13 protein-coding genes are annotated in these 16,261 nt (G+C 43.6%); 1 reads left to right on the forward strand and 12 read right to left on the reverse strand.

Annotated features, from left to right (window positions below; translation table 11 throughout):
• From ACJVC5_RS04330 to ACJVC5_RS04370, 9 genes are all read right to left on the reverse strand, one after another.
• Positions 1-2,223 carry an FHA domain-containing protein gene (locus ACJVC5_RS04330; protein ID WP_408098160.1) on the reverse strand — a complete coding sequence of 741 codons (2,223 nt, stop codon included), beginning with the start codon at positions 2,221-2,223 and terminating at the stop codon, positions 1-3.
• On the reverse strand, positions 2,183-3,130 hold the full coding sequence (locus ACJVC5_RS04335) for an FHA domain-containing protein (protein ID WP_408098161.1): 948 nt from the start codon (positions 3,128-3,130) through the stop codon (positions 2,183-2,185). Before ACJVC5_RS04335 ends, ACJVC5_RS04330 begins: the two co-directional genes overlap by 41 nt.
• Complete coding sequence (locus tag ACJVC5_RS04340) at positions 3,130-4,704, reverse strand: FHA domain-containing protein (protein WP_408098162.1); 1,575 nt, start codon at positions 4,702-4,704, stop codon at positions 3,130-3,132. Before ACJVC5_RS04340 ends, ACJVC5_RS04335 begins: the two co-directional genes overlap by 1 nt.
• Complete coding sequence (locus tag ACJVC5_RS04345; protein WP_408098163.1) at positions 4,697-5,041, reverse strand: DUF192 domain-containing protein; 345 nt, start codon at positions 5,039-5,041, stop codon at positions 4,697-4,699. Before ACJVC5_RS04345 ends, ACJVC5_RS04340 begins: the two co-directional genes overlap by 8 nt.
• A complete protein-coding gene (locus ACJVC5_RS04350) occupies positions 5,038-6,435 on the reverse strand; it encodes a type II secretion system F family protein (protein ID WP_408098164.1) in 1,398 nt (465 codons plus the stop codon). Before ACJVC5_RS04350 ends, ACJVC5_RS04345 begins: the two co-directional genes overlap by 4 nt.
• Before the next feature lie 69 nt (positions 6,436-6,504).
• Positions 6,505-7,590, reverse strand: coding sequence for a beta-N-acetylhexosaminidase (nagZ, locus tag ACJVC5_RS04355; protein ID WP_408098165.1), 1,086 nt, complete (start codon positions 7,588-7,590; stop codon positions 6,505-6,507).
• Positions 7,587-8,354, reverse strand: a complete 768-nt coding sequence (locus tag ACJVC5_RS04360; RefSeq protein ID WP_408098166.1) for a hypothetical protein — start codon at positions 8,352-8,354, stop codon at positions 7,587-7,589. Before ACJVC5_RS04360 ends, nagZ begins: the two co-directional genes overlap by 4 nt.
• Positions 8,351-9,169, reverse strand: a complete 819-nt coding sequence (locus tag ACJVC5_RS04365) for a hypothetical protein (protein ID WP_408098167.1) — start codon at positions 9,167-9,169, stop codon at positions 8,351-8,353. Before ACJVC5_RS04365 ends, ACJVC5_RS04360 begins: the two co-directional genes overlap by 4 nt.
• Complete coding sequence (locus ACJVC5_RS04370; protein WP_321400164.1) at positions 9,169-10,194, reverse strand: rod shape-determining protein; 1,026 nt, start codon at positions 10,192-10,194, stop codon at positions 9,169-9,171. The genes ACJVC5_RS04365 and ACJVC5_RS04370 overlap by 1 nt, the downstream gene beginning before the upstream one ends.
• Positions 10,195-10,441: 247 nt before the next feature.
• Between ACJVC5_RS04370 and hpt the strand changes: the two genes are divergently transcribed.
• Positions 10,442-11,008, forward strand: a complete 567-nt coding sequence (gene hpt / locus ACJVC5_RS04375) for a hypoxanthine phosphoribosyltransferase (protein ID WP_408098168.1) — start codon at positions 10,442-10,444, stop codon at positions 11,006-11,008.
• On the opposite strand, the gene ACJVC5_RS04380 is transcribed toward hpt, so the two are convergent.
• From ACJVC5_RS04380 to dnaK, 3 genes are all read right to left on the reverse strand, one after another.
• A complete protein-coding gene (locus tag ACJVC5_RS04380) occupies positions 11,005-12,948 on the reverse strand; it encodes an ABC transporter substrate-binding protein (protein WP_408098169.1) in 1,944 nt (647 codons plus the stop codon). The genes hpt and ACJVC5_RS04380 overlap by 4 nt on opposite strands.
• 101 nt (positions 12,949-13,049) lie before the next feature.
• Positions 13,050-14,210: a molecular chaperone DnaJ gene (dnaJ, locus tag ACJVC5_RS04385; protein ID WP_408098170.1), complete on the reverse strand. Its 1,161-nt coding sequence runs from the start codon at positions 14,208-14,210 to the stop codon at positions 13,050-13,052.
• Between the two features lie 105 nt (positions 14,211-14,315).
• Positions 14,316-16,241, reverse strand: coding sequence for a molecular chaperone DnaK (gene dnaK, locus ACJVC5_RS04390; RefSeq protein ID WP_408098171.1), 1,926 nt, complete (start codon positions 16,239-16,241; stop codon positions 14,316-14,318).
• Positions 16,242-16,261 lie beyond the last annotated feature (20 nt).

Here is a 16,261-nt window from a genome sequence, read left to right on the forward strand (position 1 = left end):
TTACTCCAGATAGTTCCGTAATTTTTCGCTCGCCTTCTTGTAATACTCACTATCAGTCGGAGAAATCTGCTGCACTTCCTGGAACTTCTCTTTGGCATCGGCAAATAAGCTCAGGGACTCAGCGATAATGGCCTCGCGATAGATTTTCTTCGAACGAGAATCAAGTTGGCTGCGAATATCATCGACTTCATTCAGGGCCTCTGAATTTGTCGGTTCAATTTTTAAAACTTCTAAAAACGCTTCATAAGCACTCTTAAGGTCCTGTCCTTCTTTGAAGGAGCGGGCCTTACCAAGAAGTGGCCCAAGCTCAGATGCTAACTGGTTCTTAGCATCACTCAACATGTCGCTGCCTTCTTTTACTAAATCTTCATCCATACCTTTGATACGAAGGAACTCTTCCAGTTTAAGAATCGCGCGGTACCATTCTTTTTTAAGATAAAAGGTCTTTCCAGGCGATAGAGCGTCCACCATCTTCTTACGAGCGGCCTCTTTAGCTGCAAGCTCAAGTGCCTTTCTTTCCTGCTCTTTTTGCCAAGACTCAAGTTCCAACTTCAACTGTTGAACTTCGATGTTCTCAGGATCTTTCTCAGTGATCTGAGAGAAATAACTCTCGGCCACAGTCACATTTCTCTCTTTAACCGCCTCACGGGCCTTCACAAGAAGTTCTTCAATAAGTTTTTTGGTCTTAATGCGCTCTTCTTCAGCACGACGTTGGGCCTCAATTTCTTCCAGACGTTTTAGACCTACTTTGGTCTGTTCCAGATAAGACTGAATCCGTTTATATTCCGGATCAATTTCTGCCACTGTCTGAAATTCTCTTAGGGCCTCAAAGTATTTATTCTGTTCAAAGAAAGAGACCCCTAATTCATAGGCCACATTTCTTCGGTTCTCGAGTTCCTTCGAAAGAACCTTTTTCGGTTTAGCATTAGGATCGACCTTGGCCTGTTGGGCCTTCGGTTTTTTCGGTTGAGCGTCGGTCGGCTCTTCATCAAGCCATAGAAGGAGTCCCAAAAAGGCCACCACACCAATAATGGCGCGGAATCTGAGCTTAGGATCCTTCATGATCCGCTTAATAATACTCTTTTCCTGAGGGGCACCTTCTCCGAAATTAAGATCTGCGCCTTCTTCGGCCGTCACCACTTCTTCAATTTCTTCTTCCGTTTCGATGAACTGGCCAGTTTCAACCGGCATCAGGCGTTCAGATTCGGTCTCTAGAAGATCAGAGCGAACTTCCAGAGAGAAACTAGTCCCACCGATAACAAATTCATCACCGGTGGAGATGTGGGCCTTATTAATTCTTTCGCCGTTGAGAATAGTGCCGTTCGAAGAGTTTAAATCTTCTAACGTCACATCATTTCCATTTTTTCTTACGACCGCATGAACTGAAGAAACTTCCGGATCATTGAGAACGATCTGACACTTCTTACCGTCACGGCCAATGAAAACTTCGTCCTGATCAAGCAGGAAGCGATCATATGGAGCGTGCTCTCCAAAGAGAACTAATTGATAATTGACGAAGGCCTTAAATACCCTGGTGGCCTCATGCTCTTCATTGACTTCAGCGGGTTCCATGCCAAAAGAATCTTCGCCCTCCACGGGAGCGAAATCTGATGATTCAACAGGAGCATTAAAATCTTCTGTTGAACTATTATCGTCACTGAAGTTAAGCCCCTCGGAACTCTCTTGCCCAATTTCATCTCCACCATTATCCAATGACTCAACATTGGCGGCCGGTTCATCAAATGAACCAATACCTGTTCCCAAATCCTCTTCCGGAAGTGAAGTAAGTCCTTCTTCTTCCACTGGCTCAGGTTGAGGTGTCGGCTTCGATTGAGGCATGATCATGGTATGAGTCTGCTCTTGAACCGGAGGAGCATAATTTCCAATCGTTTCTGGAGGAGGACCTGATCCACGAAGCGTAGTAAGTTCAGCGACAATAATTGAGTACATTCCGCACTTCACTTCGTCGCCATTGTTAATTACATTTTTAGTAACAAGAGAACCGTTCAATATGACGGCCCCTAGTTGAGTGAGCTTTTCACAGACCCAGTTCTGGCCTTCGTTCTTTAAAACAAAGTGATGCCTCGAGATCAAAGGATCATCAATTTGCACGTGACAGTCTTCGGACCGCCCGACGTAAATTTCGTACATCTCAGATGAATCTGAAGTATCTACCGATACTTCACTGAGCGGTACGTTGTTTTTTAAGACAATAAGTTTCACCCTTAACCAGTCCTAGTATCTCTTCAATATCATTAATCTTCTTAACGGCATTTTTATGTCTTGGATCATCAGGCACCGTATATAAAAGTCTTATAATCGCACAGTGTGAGACGATAGCACTTTGATATTTAAGGGATTCCTCGTCCCTCTGGGCCTTGGCGGTAAATCCTTCAATCTCACGGTCCAGCTCTTCCTTGGTCTTACGAAGATAGTATTCGGCCTGAGAATCACCAGGAGCAATAATCAAGGCCAAGTTAAATTCGTGAATGGCACGGAAGTAATTTTTCTCCCGAAGTTCACGAAGACCCCGCTGATAAATCGCGTTCATCTTCTCTTTAATTTGCTTGTCTTCTTTACTGCGCTTCTGATCAATATGACGTTGGTATTCGTTATCAACCTGAACGTAATTCGTTTTATTCTGACTTCTTGGTCCCGCCGGCTTTTCATCTTCGTCTAAAAGAAAGACCATCGCAAAAACGGAGACCAGAATCAGGAAAGGAACCATGGTCTTTTTCTTCGTTTCCTCAGCACTTTCCTTTATGACCTTTGATTTACTGGCGACTTCAACTTTGGCAAACTTAAAGACCGTCTGACCGATGATCAGTTTGTCAGATTCCTTTAGCTCCTGCTGAGTGATCTTGTGTTCATTGATCATCACACCGTTCTGAGAGCCCAAGTCTGTTACGACCCAGTTTTCTCCGACCTTGGTGATTTCCGCATGCTCACGACTGGCCTTCGTGTCATTGAGTTTAATGTCAACTCTATCACCACGACCGATTACGATCCGATTTCCCATTAGAACATACGACTCTCCCTTGTTGCCTCCAGTAAGGCAAACCAAGCGGTAGTAAACACCGGCTTCTCTAGGAGATTCAAAATGTTTCAGGACCAGAACGTTCTTGGCCATTAATCATTTCTCACAAACGTTATATAAAAACCCTTCGCAAACTTATCTTTACCAATGAGGGCCGCGACATTGATGTACATGTCCTTACCACCAATCTCGTAAGACTCTCTCTGATTACAACCTTCGTTGTTCGCCGACTGATCACACAGATCAATCACCGTCGCCGCAAAACCCTGGTCTCTCGCCGTATCCAAGATACTTTGTCCGGCAGATGCATTTTCACGGATACCAATAAGGTCTTCCGCCTCAGGATTAATGTGCTGAATGACTTTCTCTGAGTTCAAAATCATCACTGGTCCCTGAGCACCGGCCATAAACTCTTTTAAAGAGCGAAGATAAGGTCCGTCTTCTTCCATGCTTTGGCTCTCTCCGGAGTCCGTGTTCTGAAGTTCCTTGATCCTCATGAGGATGCTATTAATGGAATTTCGTAACGGGTGAATCTCGCGGAACAAGGACCTCGATTCAAGTTCTTTTTGACGACCTCGAAGAACTCGTTCAATTTGTAGTCGCATTTCATCCAGTGGACGAATCGTCATGTAATAAAGCATTCCGAAGAAGAAGATCGCCACCATCGCCGAAGTAATGAGGGACTCTAAGTAGGCCTTCGAGTTATTGGAGGCCTCTCTCGCAAGCGAGGTCGGTGAGAAACGAATGGTAATGATCGCCACCACCACGTCTCGACCAAGGTTTCGGTCATGGGCCTTAATGGCACGGGCAATACCAATGGTATTGTTACCAAGATCTTGAATCACTTCGCGGTCCTGGTTTTTCTCGTTACTGTAAAAGTTCTTCGCCTCAACTGAGAAAGGATCATTCACAAAAGTATTTAGCTCTGAGACCGGACGATAAACACGTCCCTCAAGGTCAAAGAGGCGGTAACTCTGCACACCCTCAGCGTCTGCACCTTCCAGAAATCCGGTATAGACCTGATCCAGATTTTTATCACGGATATAAACGTTGTTGAGTCGATCCACTTCCGCAGCATATTGCTTACCTCGAAGGGCGATCTCCTTAATCAGAAGAATTTTACTATCGCGAAGAACCGGAAGAATCGTGAGAGAAATGTTAATCGCAATGAAAACAAATAAAAGAATTCCAACTAGCGCCGCCCACTCATACTGCTCGTTGAAGCTATAGATCACGGGCATGACTTTATATTTAAAGAACCAGATGGGCTTGGCGATCAAGCTCTGAGGCATCGGCTCGATCTGGTTCAAATCATCATAAGCGTCGTCATCAGACTCACCGGCCCTAAGGACCCTTTTCTTAATAATGATCTTTTTCTCTAGAACGTAGACGACTTGAAGAATAAGATTCGGGAGCGCAATCTTGTCACCATCTTTAATGGTTATTCTTTTAATAATCTTTCCATTAACGAGAGTTCCGTTAGAACTTCCCATGTCTTCTGCAAAAGCGGTCTCGCCATTCACAGTCACCTGTAAATGCTTCTTAGAAATACCTTCAACGCTTACGACGTGATCACAATCGGCCGATCGGCCAATGGTATTTTCACCGTCATTTAAAATGTATTCTTTTCCACGGAGTTTCCCTCCGACAACCACAAGTTTAAACACGCGTGACCTCCAGAGTGTCTCCCTCTTTAAGATCAAGCGGCAGTTTTCCGGCCGGAAGCTCTAGCACCTTATGTGAGTAGAAATAAATCCAGGTCATTCGCCATGGTTTTAAATCACGGATAATTTTCACGACTTTGTTTCCCTTACCAATAAACACCACATCCAGCGAATAGCGCATAAAGAACGTGTGAATGGAATTGCACGGATCTATTAAAAGACCATCCGCCCCTTTCAGTTCTTTTTTAAACATAAGACCAATCAAACGACTTCCGAAGTCATCTGCCACCAGAACATTTGATGATAAGGTCTTTTGGTTATAATGAATCTGCACCTTCATAGTTTCCCCGCCATCATCTTAAGGGCCATCGGTGCAAAAATCGCAACCAGCACTGCCGGAAGAATAAAGAAAATCATGGGAATCAAAATCTTGGTCGCTGCGGTAGCACCCAGCTGTTCGGCACGTGAAGAACGTTTCACGCGAAGTTCCGCCGACAACTGTTTTAACAATGGGCCAATGGAAGCACCCACTGAGTCTGCCGCGATCAAAGTCGCGCAGAATGAATTAATCTCAATAATGTTCACACGCCATGCTAACTGTCTTAGACCTTCAGCTCGGCTCGAACCGATCTTGGTTTCTCGGATTAGGGTCTCAAACTCTTCCACCAGAGGACTCTTCGGAGCTTTTTCAATCACTCGCTGAATCGCCGCCATAAAGTCCAGACCTGCTTCCACAGAAAGGGCCAGCATATCCACAATGAAAGGCATTGCTCTCAATGTTTCTTCACCACGCTTTTTAATTAGTCCACTTAACCACAAATCGGGATAGAAATATCCTACGATTGCCATGACCGGAGTGATGGACAAAGGCCAGGTCTCAGACATGATCCAACGAATTGTGAGAAACGCGAAAGGGCCACCTAAGATCATGAAGAACTTCAACGCCACAAACTCTTCCGGAGTCATCTCTTTAATGAGTCCCCCGTTAGCAAGTTTCTGTCGCCACTTGGTTCGAATCGCCTGTTTATTCTTGGCCCCCGAAACCATCGGTACAAAATATCTTTTATAGAAAGGCTTGGTGATTTTGATAAAGAAGATTTCGTTCTTAACTTTGCCACTGTTCTCGGCTTCTTCCAGGGCCTCTTGGGTCTTAAACTTGTCTTGGTCTTCCATGAAAACACGAACGATGAGGAAGATGGCAATAAACACCAGAACAAGTGGCGCTAAGAAAAGAAGATAGTTCTCTTCTTTGGCCTTTCCTTCGACATGCTTACGGAAGAAAACAATCTCCGCACCTTTTGTAAGAAAGATTGAACAAAGACCTTTAGCGTTCTTCTCCATTTCAAGAGCAGACAGACCTTCACGATCGAGGAAGATACGGTCTTTCAACCAGTTGCTCTTATCCGCGCGAATGGAAATTGAAGAATTAGGAATGAAAACTTTATCACCACTAAAAGTCACAGCATCTAAATAGAGAGTACATTCTCTCTTTGAATCAATCGTGGTCGCAATGACTCTTAATTTTCCTAAATCTCCCGCGGGAGTTTTATAAAAATAAATGTTCCCACTGAGTTCATTAGAAAGTGTGATCGGTTTATCAGTGAATGGTTTATTTAACGAAGCGATACAACTTGCAGAAATCTGAGAATACTCATTTGGACAATTCGATTGCGACCAAGCATTTAAGCTCAGCAATAAAAACGATAGCAATGTAATAACGGTAGAATTCCGCATACTTTAAGAGTAACAACAAAACCCTAACTGTTGATAATTTCTAGAATTGGGAAAATTTGTCCTGCTATATCAGACTTTGGTTGTCTGAGATGCCTGATACTGGGCAAGGATCTTCTTCGCCTCTTGAGAATTGAAGTCTTCGGCAATTTTTGGAATATAAATGGGCTGGTAGTTCGAAAGAAACTCTTTTTTACAGCGCTCAACCCGTCCAAGTTTCTCAAGCATAGATTCTTTCTTAATCGTACGCTTCTTCACACCTTCACGAATCGCTTTAAGTGCCTTGTCCGCGTCTTCCATAAAACGATAAAGAAGCATGTCCGTTCCGGCATTCATGGCCATCACCGCCGCTTCTTCTATACTGAAACGATCAGTTATCGCTTTCATTTCCATATCATCAGTGATGACGATCTTAGTGAACTTGGTTTCCTGACGAAGGAAATCATAGGCACGAGGGCTTAAGCTTGTTGGAAGTTTTTCATCCAGGGCATCCACCATCAAGTGGGCCATCATCATAAATTCTACCCGTGACTTAGAGGCCTTAATAAAAGGAATCACTTCACGAGACTTAAGTTCGGCGAGAGAGGTTTTTACAAGTGGTAACTCAAAATGAGAATCCTGAGTTGTTCCCCCATGGCCAGGAAAGTGTTTGGCGCATGAAAGAAGACCACTGGTCTGAAGTCCTCGAATGGCGGCACTGATATATTTCTCTACTGTTTCAGCATCTGTGCCGTAAGCACGGTCACCAATGACTTTATTTTCAGGATTGGTAAGAATGTCACAAACCGGAGAGAAACTGAGATTAATTCCGCAGGCAGCAAGTTCTTTGGCAATCACTTGGTGAACTTCAAAGACAAGCTTTGGTGAATCAAGCTTCGCCAGATCCAGCATCGAAGGGAACTGAGTGAAATGTTTTTTAAAACGAACAACTCGTCCACCTTCCTGATCGACAGAAATAAAAAGTGGATACTCATCACGAAGTTTTTGAATGGAGTTTACCAGCTCAGCAAGTTGCGCCGGGTCCTCGAAGTTATGAGAGAAAAGAATGATTCCGCCCAATTTTTCGCTCTTAATAAAGTCCACTTCTTCTGGAAGAAGAGTCGTTCCTTTAATGCCCGAAATAATCAGCTGGCCGTAATTATCCAAATTAAACCTCACAAATCTTCTGAGGAGTTGGTTTCATCACCGGGAATCGTCATCGTAATACCTTGGGCGATCCAGGCCATCTTCACCAAATCCAGGGACCTCGTAAACTGATAGAGAATAATTTGTCCCTCTACTTCAACAATATATCGGAAGTTATTTTTTATTTCTCCATCAAATTTTAAGGTTGCAGGTGCAAATAGGTTTTTACCCACGTGGCTTAGTTGATCTTGAAGGAAGGGATAGTTGTCCCACACGACAAAGAACTCTACTTTTTTGGTTTTTATGTCATATGCATTCTGCAAAAGAGAATTTCGATAAAGGCACTCTGGTATTTGGCTGTAAAAACAAAAGAACTTTCCTTTAGGAAATGGGATCTCTTGTGTGCCTCTCCATCTGCTTTCAGGACTGTCCAACGTTACTCTCATGGACCTAGTCTTGGCATTAATTCTCATCGAAGAAGAATACTTCTTTCCTTCGAGCCACACTGAAAACTCCGAGGCCTCAGGTCTTAGTGTCACCAGACGGGCCTTTTCATTGGAGATCGAACCCAGTCGAGAGACCGTAATACTTTTTTCGAGGGTCTTATTATCGCTGCCAGAGCTTAAGAGAACACTTCGACTGACCAGTCTTTGCTTCACCATTTTAAATTCACGGGACAAACGATAGGAGCCACCCACATCAGTATAAGAATAGTTGGTCTTCCCCTCTCTTTGAGAAGGATCAATTCCTCGAGAGGAACATCCAGCAGCTAGTAGCAGGGCCAATAAAAGTTTCACTTTATGAAATTCTCGAAATCTTTATTGAAGTCATTTTCTCTTAGGAGACGATTAATCTTCTTTCCGATTTGATCATCAATGAGGGTCGGTAGGTCCTGGAAATGAAGTCCTACTTTGTACTTCTTAATGTTCTTGTCATTGGAGATATAGTCCACGACATAGACAACTTTTACTTCCGGGACCTGAATCACTTCATCGGTGAATCTGATATCTACATTTTGAAACACCAGATCTTTTTGGAAATGCTTACTCTCCAATTCACCAACATGAATGGCCATTCCGGTGGTCGAGAGATCTTGAACTCTGATCTTTAATTTCTCTCCGGCAGTGGTCGCTTCTTTTTCATCGCCTACAATCGTTAAAAAATTTTTGAAAAGTCCGGTCTGGCTAGAGCGAGACTTCATATCAACGACTTTTCCACCCACATAGGCCTCTCCTAGATTGAATTCAACATTCACATCATAGAGTGGATAAGTGAGTAGACGATAACTTGAACGACGTTCTGACTTATACAAGGTGTTCTTCACTTGAAGAACATTGTAGCCACTGATGCTCACCTGAAAGATGGTTTCAGAGAAGAAATTCATTCCACGTAGTTCAAAACTACACAGAACAGTTTCTCCGGCCGTGAAAATGGTGTCTTTGGAATCTAGAACGATTTCTTCGCGATCTTTATCGAACTTAAGAACTTGGTAGGTGTGTTTTTCTTTTTTCCCTTTTAACCAAACAATGACAGTCCCTCTGGAAGAGCCTAGCAGGGATAGCCTGCTAAGCTTTTCAGTAGGGTCTTGTTTGCTAAAAAAGGTTTGAGACATTAGCTAAGTGTTGTTACCTGACGAAGAAGCGTCAGAGACTCAAGCGCCATACCACAACCGCGAACAACGCATGTTAGAGGATCTTCTGCAAGAGAAACTGGAAGACCAGTTTTTTCTTTGATCAGAATATCAAGGTTAGCCAATAGAGAACCACCACCAGCAAGGATAATACCGTTATCAACGATATCGGCCGCTAGTTCAGGCGGAGTTTTTTCTAGAGAAATTTTGATCGCTTCAACAACTTCAGAAATAGGATCTGCTAGTGCTTCACGAATTTCATCTGAAGTCACTTCGATTGTCTTAGGCGCACCTGCGATCAAGTCACGACCTTTAACTTCGTAAGTTTTAACTTCATCATCGAACGGATAAGCGTTACCGATCGACATCTTAATCATCTCAGCAGTTCTTTCACCGATGAGAAGCGAATATTTTTTCTTAATGTATGAAACGATTGCTTCATCGAATTTATCACCAGCAACGCGTACTGATTTCGAGTAAACGATACCACCGAGAGAGATAACTGCTACTTCAGTTGTACCACCACCGATATCTACGATCATGTTACCTGATGGATCAGTGATCGGAAGACCAGCACCGATCGCAGCGGCCATTGGTTCTTCGATCAGATAAACTTCACGAGCACCAGCTTGTTCAGCAGATTCTTTCACTGCTCTTTTTTCAACTTGTGTAATTCCGAAAGGAATACAAATGATAATTCTTGGCTTAATTAATTTTGAACCATTCAGAGATTTCTGAATGAAATATTTCAACATTGCCTGAGTTACTTCGAAGTCAGCAATAACTCCGTCTTTCATTGGACGAATAGCTTTAATCGAACCAGGTGTACGGCCCAGCATTTCTTTAGCTTCTTTACCGACAGCTAAAACTTTTTGCTCGCCTCTGAATCCTTGGTGAACAGCAACCACTGAAGGTTCGTTAACGATGATTCCGCGATCTTTAGCATAAACTAGAGTGTTGGCGGTACCAAGGTCGATCGCCAGGTCATTCGAAAACCAATCAAGCATTTTTTTAAACATAAAATATCCCTTTAACTCTGAATCACTTTCACATTCAACATCTGCGTAGACCTGCATCAAGCAAGAAAACTAAATAACCATAAGCGAGAGGCAGTATCAGTAAAATTTATCATTTAGCCCTGTTCTGGACAAGAATATAAACAGGGATTCTTTTTCCTGAGTAAAAGCATCGGCTATGTAAGACTTTGCACCCGACCTATCAAAACGGTAGAATGGTCGTTTTAAAGGACTGATCATGAGCGATGAAAAGAATAAGTTCCCTTCCAGTTTTGTGTCTTCTCAATTCGTAAAATACATAGATGCGAAGGAGATCAAAGGTATCGTCGAGACTTTGGGTAATACCCTCTCTCAGAAGTATCAGGGTCAGGATCTGGTTCTGATTGGCGTGCTCAAGGGTAGTATGGTCTTCATGGCCGATCTAATCAGGGAAATTAAAGGAGTGAAAGTTTACGTGGATTTTGTGAAGCTTCAGGCCGTGGGTCGCAGCAAAGAAAACCATGGAACAATCACCATCAGCAAAGATATCACCACGAATCTGATGGACCGCAACGTAATTATTGTGGAGGAGATCGTGGATACCGGCCGTGCGTTAAGTTTCCTCAAAAAGCGCATCATGCTCAGCTCACCCCGCTCACTCGAGGTGATCACTCTTTTCGATAAGCCTTATAAGCGCACTGTGAACATCCAGCCGGACTTGACTGGGAAGAAGATCGAAGATCAGTTCATTGTGGGTTACGGCCTTGATCTGGAAGACTACGGCCGTAACTTTGAACAACTTTATTACTTAAAATATCCGAATTAATTAACACCGTTCTGGCCAAAAAGCTTAACGATTTCGCCACGAGTGATGGTCATGGCATTCATGCGCTTGACCCAGATACCATCTTTAAATTCCCACTCTGTCGTTAGACCTTTAAGTTTTCCATGGGATTTCAATTTAGCATCAAAGTCGTCACGGCTAGACACTTCACCCGTAGCAGTCAAGGTGTCTGCTCCAAGTTTCATAGCATCCAGGGAAATGATCTCGATCAAACCGGCAGGTTTTCCATAAATTTCCTGGAACTTCGTTAGCATTTCCTGGTTGATATCTTTTGGATCATCACCCACGAAATAAAGAGTTCCAAGGTTCTTTTGTTCCTTCACCATCGACTTAGAGACCCAGCTTGGGCCACCGATGACTTTGATTCGGTTAGCATCGTAGTAACCAAGGGTCGGAATCAATTGAGTGGCCTCATGAGGATAAGTCGCCAGGAAGACCCAATCAAAATCCAACACTGGAGGAAGAGTTTGAACACGACGGATAGATGATCTTTCTAGAGAGTAGACGTCATCCATGATTTTTAATTCTTCTGAACGCTCACGCGGATACTTTAGACCCAGATACAATTGGGCCGTATCACGGTAATCATGAGTGTTTTTTGGAAAACTCGCCACACTTGTGACTTGAAGATTTTTCTGAGTGGCCTTTCTCCAGATCTCTTCAACATAGGCCTTTCCACCTTCATTGTCCGGGAAGATAACTCCGATGCGAGATCCAAACTTGTTTACCATCTCTTCTGAAAGAAGTGTTTCAACTTGTGATTCAATTGAACCTTGAACCTCAATTAAGTGGTGGTTCTTCTCTTCCTTTGGAAGGTTGATCTGAGAAAGAGAAATATAAAGAACGCCGTATTTACGGGCCTCAAGATATTCCGCCTTGGCAGTTTCTGGAAACAGACCACCGATAATGAACGAAACGTTCTTTTCACGAATCAGCTCAAGCACCGCCTGAGCACCTTGGGCCGGAGAATCAACTGAGTCCTTGGTGTGAATCTTAATGTTCTCATTCATGCCAAGAACTTTAAGTCCGGTATCAATACCACTAAGGGCCTTTTCACCGAACTGGGCCTTCTCACCGGTCAAAGGTAGAACCAGACCAATGTCTGCGATGCTGATACGAGAAGAATTCTCAAAGCGAAGTTCAAAGTCTTTTACGAAAGTCTGAACTTCAGCATTGTCACCAAACTCTGAACTTAGCCACGCAGTTACGTCTTTAGCACCCGACTTATCACCATTTAAATAGCGTTCATCGGCCTCAATCATCGCCAACTGAGCAACAGCAAGATTTTTACTATCATTAAAGTCTTCAAGAAGTTCAATCTTCTGACCTTGGCTCAGTTTATTGAATGAGGTCTTCATTGGTTCATAAAGATTGCTACTCTGGATCTCCCCAAAGGTCTTTAGGTCATTCATGAGAGTCAGAGATGAGGACACAATCATTGAGTGGTTCTCAACTTTATTGCCATAAGCAAGTGCGAGCTGTGCGTATTTTTTATTTTCTGCTTCGGTCAGAAGTCTGCGATCAATTTTGTTCAAGCGATCATTCAGCTCATTAAACTGACTGAGCTTAAAGTGGCCACTCGCCATATTAAGTTGAACCTGGCTGTAGAGCTGAGTGTCTTTCGGAGCATACTTATCTGACACTTCAAAATTAAGCAGTGATTTTTCCACTTCGCCCATATTAAAAAGAGTCACCCCTTTCAAGTTGTACTTAAGGGCCTTCTCAACTGGAGTCAGGTTATTGTCGTTAAGTTCAGAAAGTTTTGTGATCGCTTGCTTTGGCTGGTTGGCCTTGATGAGATCGCGTGCTTCATTTAGCTTTTGCTTAGACACAGCAGAGATCTGTGATTCATCAATGGTTTTAGTTTTTTTAATCTGCGTACAGGCCGCAAGTGAGAGGAGGAGCATCAGGATGATACGCACTTATATTCCTTTGAAGTAGTCGTGAGATGATTTTAACCCCAGTTCGGAATATTGTCACAGAAAACACAAAGGGGCCCGAAGGCCCCTCTTGCTTGAGATATTTATTGGAAGAGTTCTCGCACACGATCGAAAAAGCCCTTCGACATAGGATTCGAAGAGTTTTGCTCTAGCTCAGAGAGTCGGGCAAAAAGTTCCCGCTGCTCTTTGGTAAGCTTAGTCGGAGTTTCAACATGGATGGTAATAATTTGATCACCAAAACCATAGCCTCCTAGTTTAGTAATACCTTTGTTACGAAGCTTCATCTTCTGGCCCGCTTGTGTGCCTTCAGGAATCTTCATTGATACACGTCCACCAAGAGTTGGAACTTCAATCTCAGTTCCCATTGCCGCTTGTGAGAAACTAATTGGAACTTCGCAGATAACATCATACTCATCACGCTTAAAGAACTCGTGTTCCTGAATGTGAATAAGCACAAACAAATCACCCGCCGGACCACCATTAAGACCAGAATCACCTTGGCCTGAAAGTTTCAGGCGTTGGCCCTCATCAATCCCTGCTGGAACTTTAACGCTTAATTTTTCTTTTTTCTTATTTTTGCCGCGACCGTGACAAGTTTCACAGACCTCTTTAATCATCTGGCCAGTACCATGACACTTCGGACATGGCTGAGCGATGGTAAAGAAACCTTGCTGACGTCTCACTTCTCCGTGACCCTGACACATATCACAGGTCACAGGACCAGTGCCTTTCTTAGCACCTGAACCATGACAAGTTTCACATGACACTGAACGATTAATTTGAATTTCTTTTTCTACTCCAAAAGCGGCCTCTTCAAAAGTCACAGTAATCTCAGTTTGAAGATCATCACCCGCTTGAGCGCGAGAACGACGAGCTCCACCTCTGCTACCACGACCACGTTGACCACCTAGAATATCGCCGAAGATATCACCAAAGATGTCTCCTAGGTCACCGAAGTCACCTGAGAATCCTCCACCTTGGAATCCGCCGCCACCCATGCCGCCTTGTTCAGCTGCATGGCCCATGCGATCGTACATAGAGCGTTTTTGATCATCCATCAGGATGTCGGCCGCATGTGAAGCCTCTTTGAATTTCGCTTCAGCTTCTGCGTTTCCGGGATTTTTATCCGGATGGTATTGCATCGCCAGTTTGCGATACGCTTTTTTGATTTCATCTTTCGAAGCGCCCTTCGCTACTCCAAGCACTTCGTAATAGTCACGTTTACCACTCATATCTATTGCCATCCATACAGAGCCGACTCCTGGCTCCTGCCTCGTCGGCATACCAATCGTCCTAATTATAAAAGCCCCTTATTGCTAAGGGGCCATCTTGAAACGCTTATTCAGCTATTAAACTTCTTTGTAATCCGCATCTACCACGTCGTCGCCGTCATCCTTCTTCTTCGATTGCGACTCGTTCGATCCTTGTGCCCCACCGGCATTTTGACCGGAACCGGTATCGGCACCAGGTTGTCCTTGATACATGAACTGGGCAAGGCTGTGAGCGACGTTTTGTAGTCTTTCAGTCGCTGCTTTAATTTCGTCCAAAGACTCTGAAGTGAGTTTTGTTTTTGCTTCACTGATTGCTCCTTCAATCTCAGCTTTTTTATCAGCTGGTACTTTATCTCCGGCGTCCTTGATACCTTTCTCAGACGCGAAAACTAGACTGTCGAGGTTGTTTCTAGCGTCAACAACTTCACGACGTTTTTTATCTGCATCACGGTTCTTTTCAGCATCTGCCACCATACGCTTGATCTCTTCTTCAGAAAGACCTGAGTTAGAAGTGATCACGATATTAGTCGACTTGTTAGTCGCTTTATCAAGAGCAGAAACGTGTACGATACCGTTAGCATCAATATCAAAAGTCACTTCAATTTGAGGAACACCACGTGGAGCTGGTGTAATACCTGTAAGATCGAAACGACCTAGAGTTTTGTTATCAGCTGAGAATTCACGCTCACCTTGTTGAACGTGGATCGAAACAGCTGGTTGGTTATCAACCGCAGTTGAGAACGTTTGAGATTTCTTCGTAGGGATCGTTGTGTTCTTCTCGATGATCTTTGTGAATACACCACCAAGAGTTTCGATACCTAGAGAAAGTGGAGTTACGTCTAGAAGTAGAACATCTTTAACGTCACCACCAAGAACACCACCTTGAATTGCAGCACCAGCAGCAACCACTTCATCCGGGTTTACACCTTTAGAAGGCTCTTTTCCGAAGATCTCTTTTACTTTCGCTTGAACGATCGGCATACGAGTCGCACCACCAACAAGGATCACCTCTTGGATCTCATTTAGAGAAAGACCAGAGTCTTTGATCGCTGTTTTACAAGGAGCAACTAGTTTATCGATAAGGTCACCGATTAGAGACTCAAACTTCGCTCTTGAAAGGTTTAGGTTCAAGTGCTTAGGACCAGTCGCATCCATAGTGATGAATGGAAGGTTGATATCAGTTTGAGTAACTGAAGAAAGCTCGTGTTTTGCTTTCTCAGCGGCCTCTTTTAGACGCTGAAGCGCCATTTTATCGTTCTTAAGATCAATTGAAGTTTCTTTCTTAAACTCTTCCGCCAACCAGTTAATGATTCGGTAGTCGAAGTCCTCACCACCAAGGAACGTGTCACCGTTAGTTGATTTAACTTCAAATACACCGTCAGAAGTGATTTCAAGAATTGAAACGTCGAATGTACCACCACCAAGGTCGAATACAGCGATGTTCTTGTCTTTCTTAGAATCTAGACCGTAAGCAAGAGCAGCAGCAGTTGGCTCGTTGATAATACGTTTAACGTCTAGCCCGGCGATACGACCAGCATCTTTTGTTGCTTGTCTTTGAGCATCGTTAAAGTAGGCCGGAACTGTAATTACAGCTTCAGTTACTGGCTGACCAAGATAGTCTTCAGCGGCCTTTTTCATCTTCTCAAGAACCTTCGCAGAGATCTCTTGAGGAGAATATTCTTTACCATCAACTTTTACCCAAGCGTCGCCATTCTTGTTGGCGAACATATCGAACGGAGCAACTTTGTGGAAGTGAGTCACTTCAGCATCAGTAAACTTACGACCGATAAGACGCTTAATACCGAATAGAGTTTTAGTTGGGTTAGTCACGGCCTGACGTTTTGCCACCTGACCAACAAGAATTTCACCATTGTTAGCGAAACCAATGATTGAAGGAGTTGTATTGTGTCCTTCAGCATTTGGAATAATCTTGTATGTACCGTTTTCCATTACGGCCACACATGAGTTAGTTGTACCTAAGTCAATCCCGATAATTTTTCCCATATATTTCTCCTTATTTTTTA

It is taken from the genome of Peredibacter sp. HCB2-198 (genome assembly GCF_045999315.1).
Classification (GTDB): domain Bacteria; phylum Bdellovibrionota; class Bacteriovoracia; order Bacteriovoracales; family Bacteriovoracaceae; genus Peredibacter.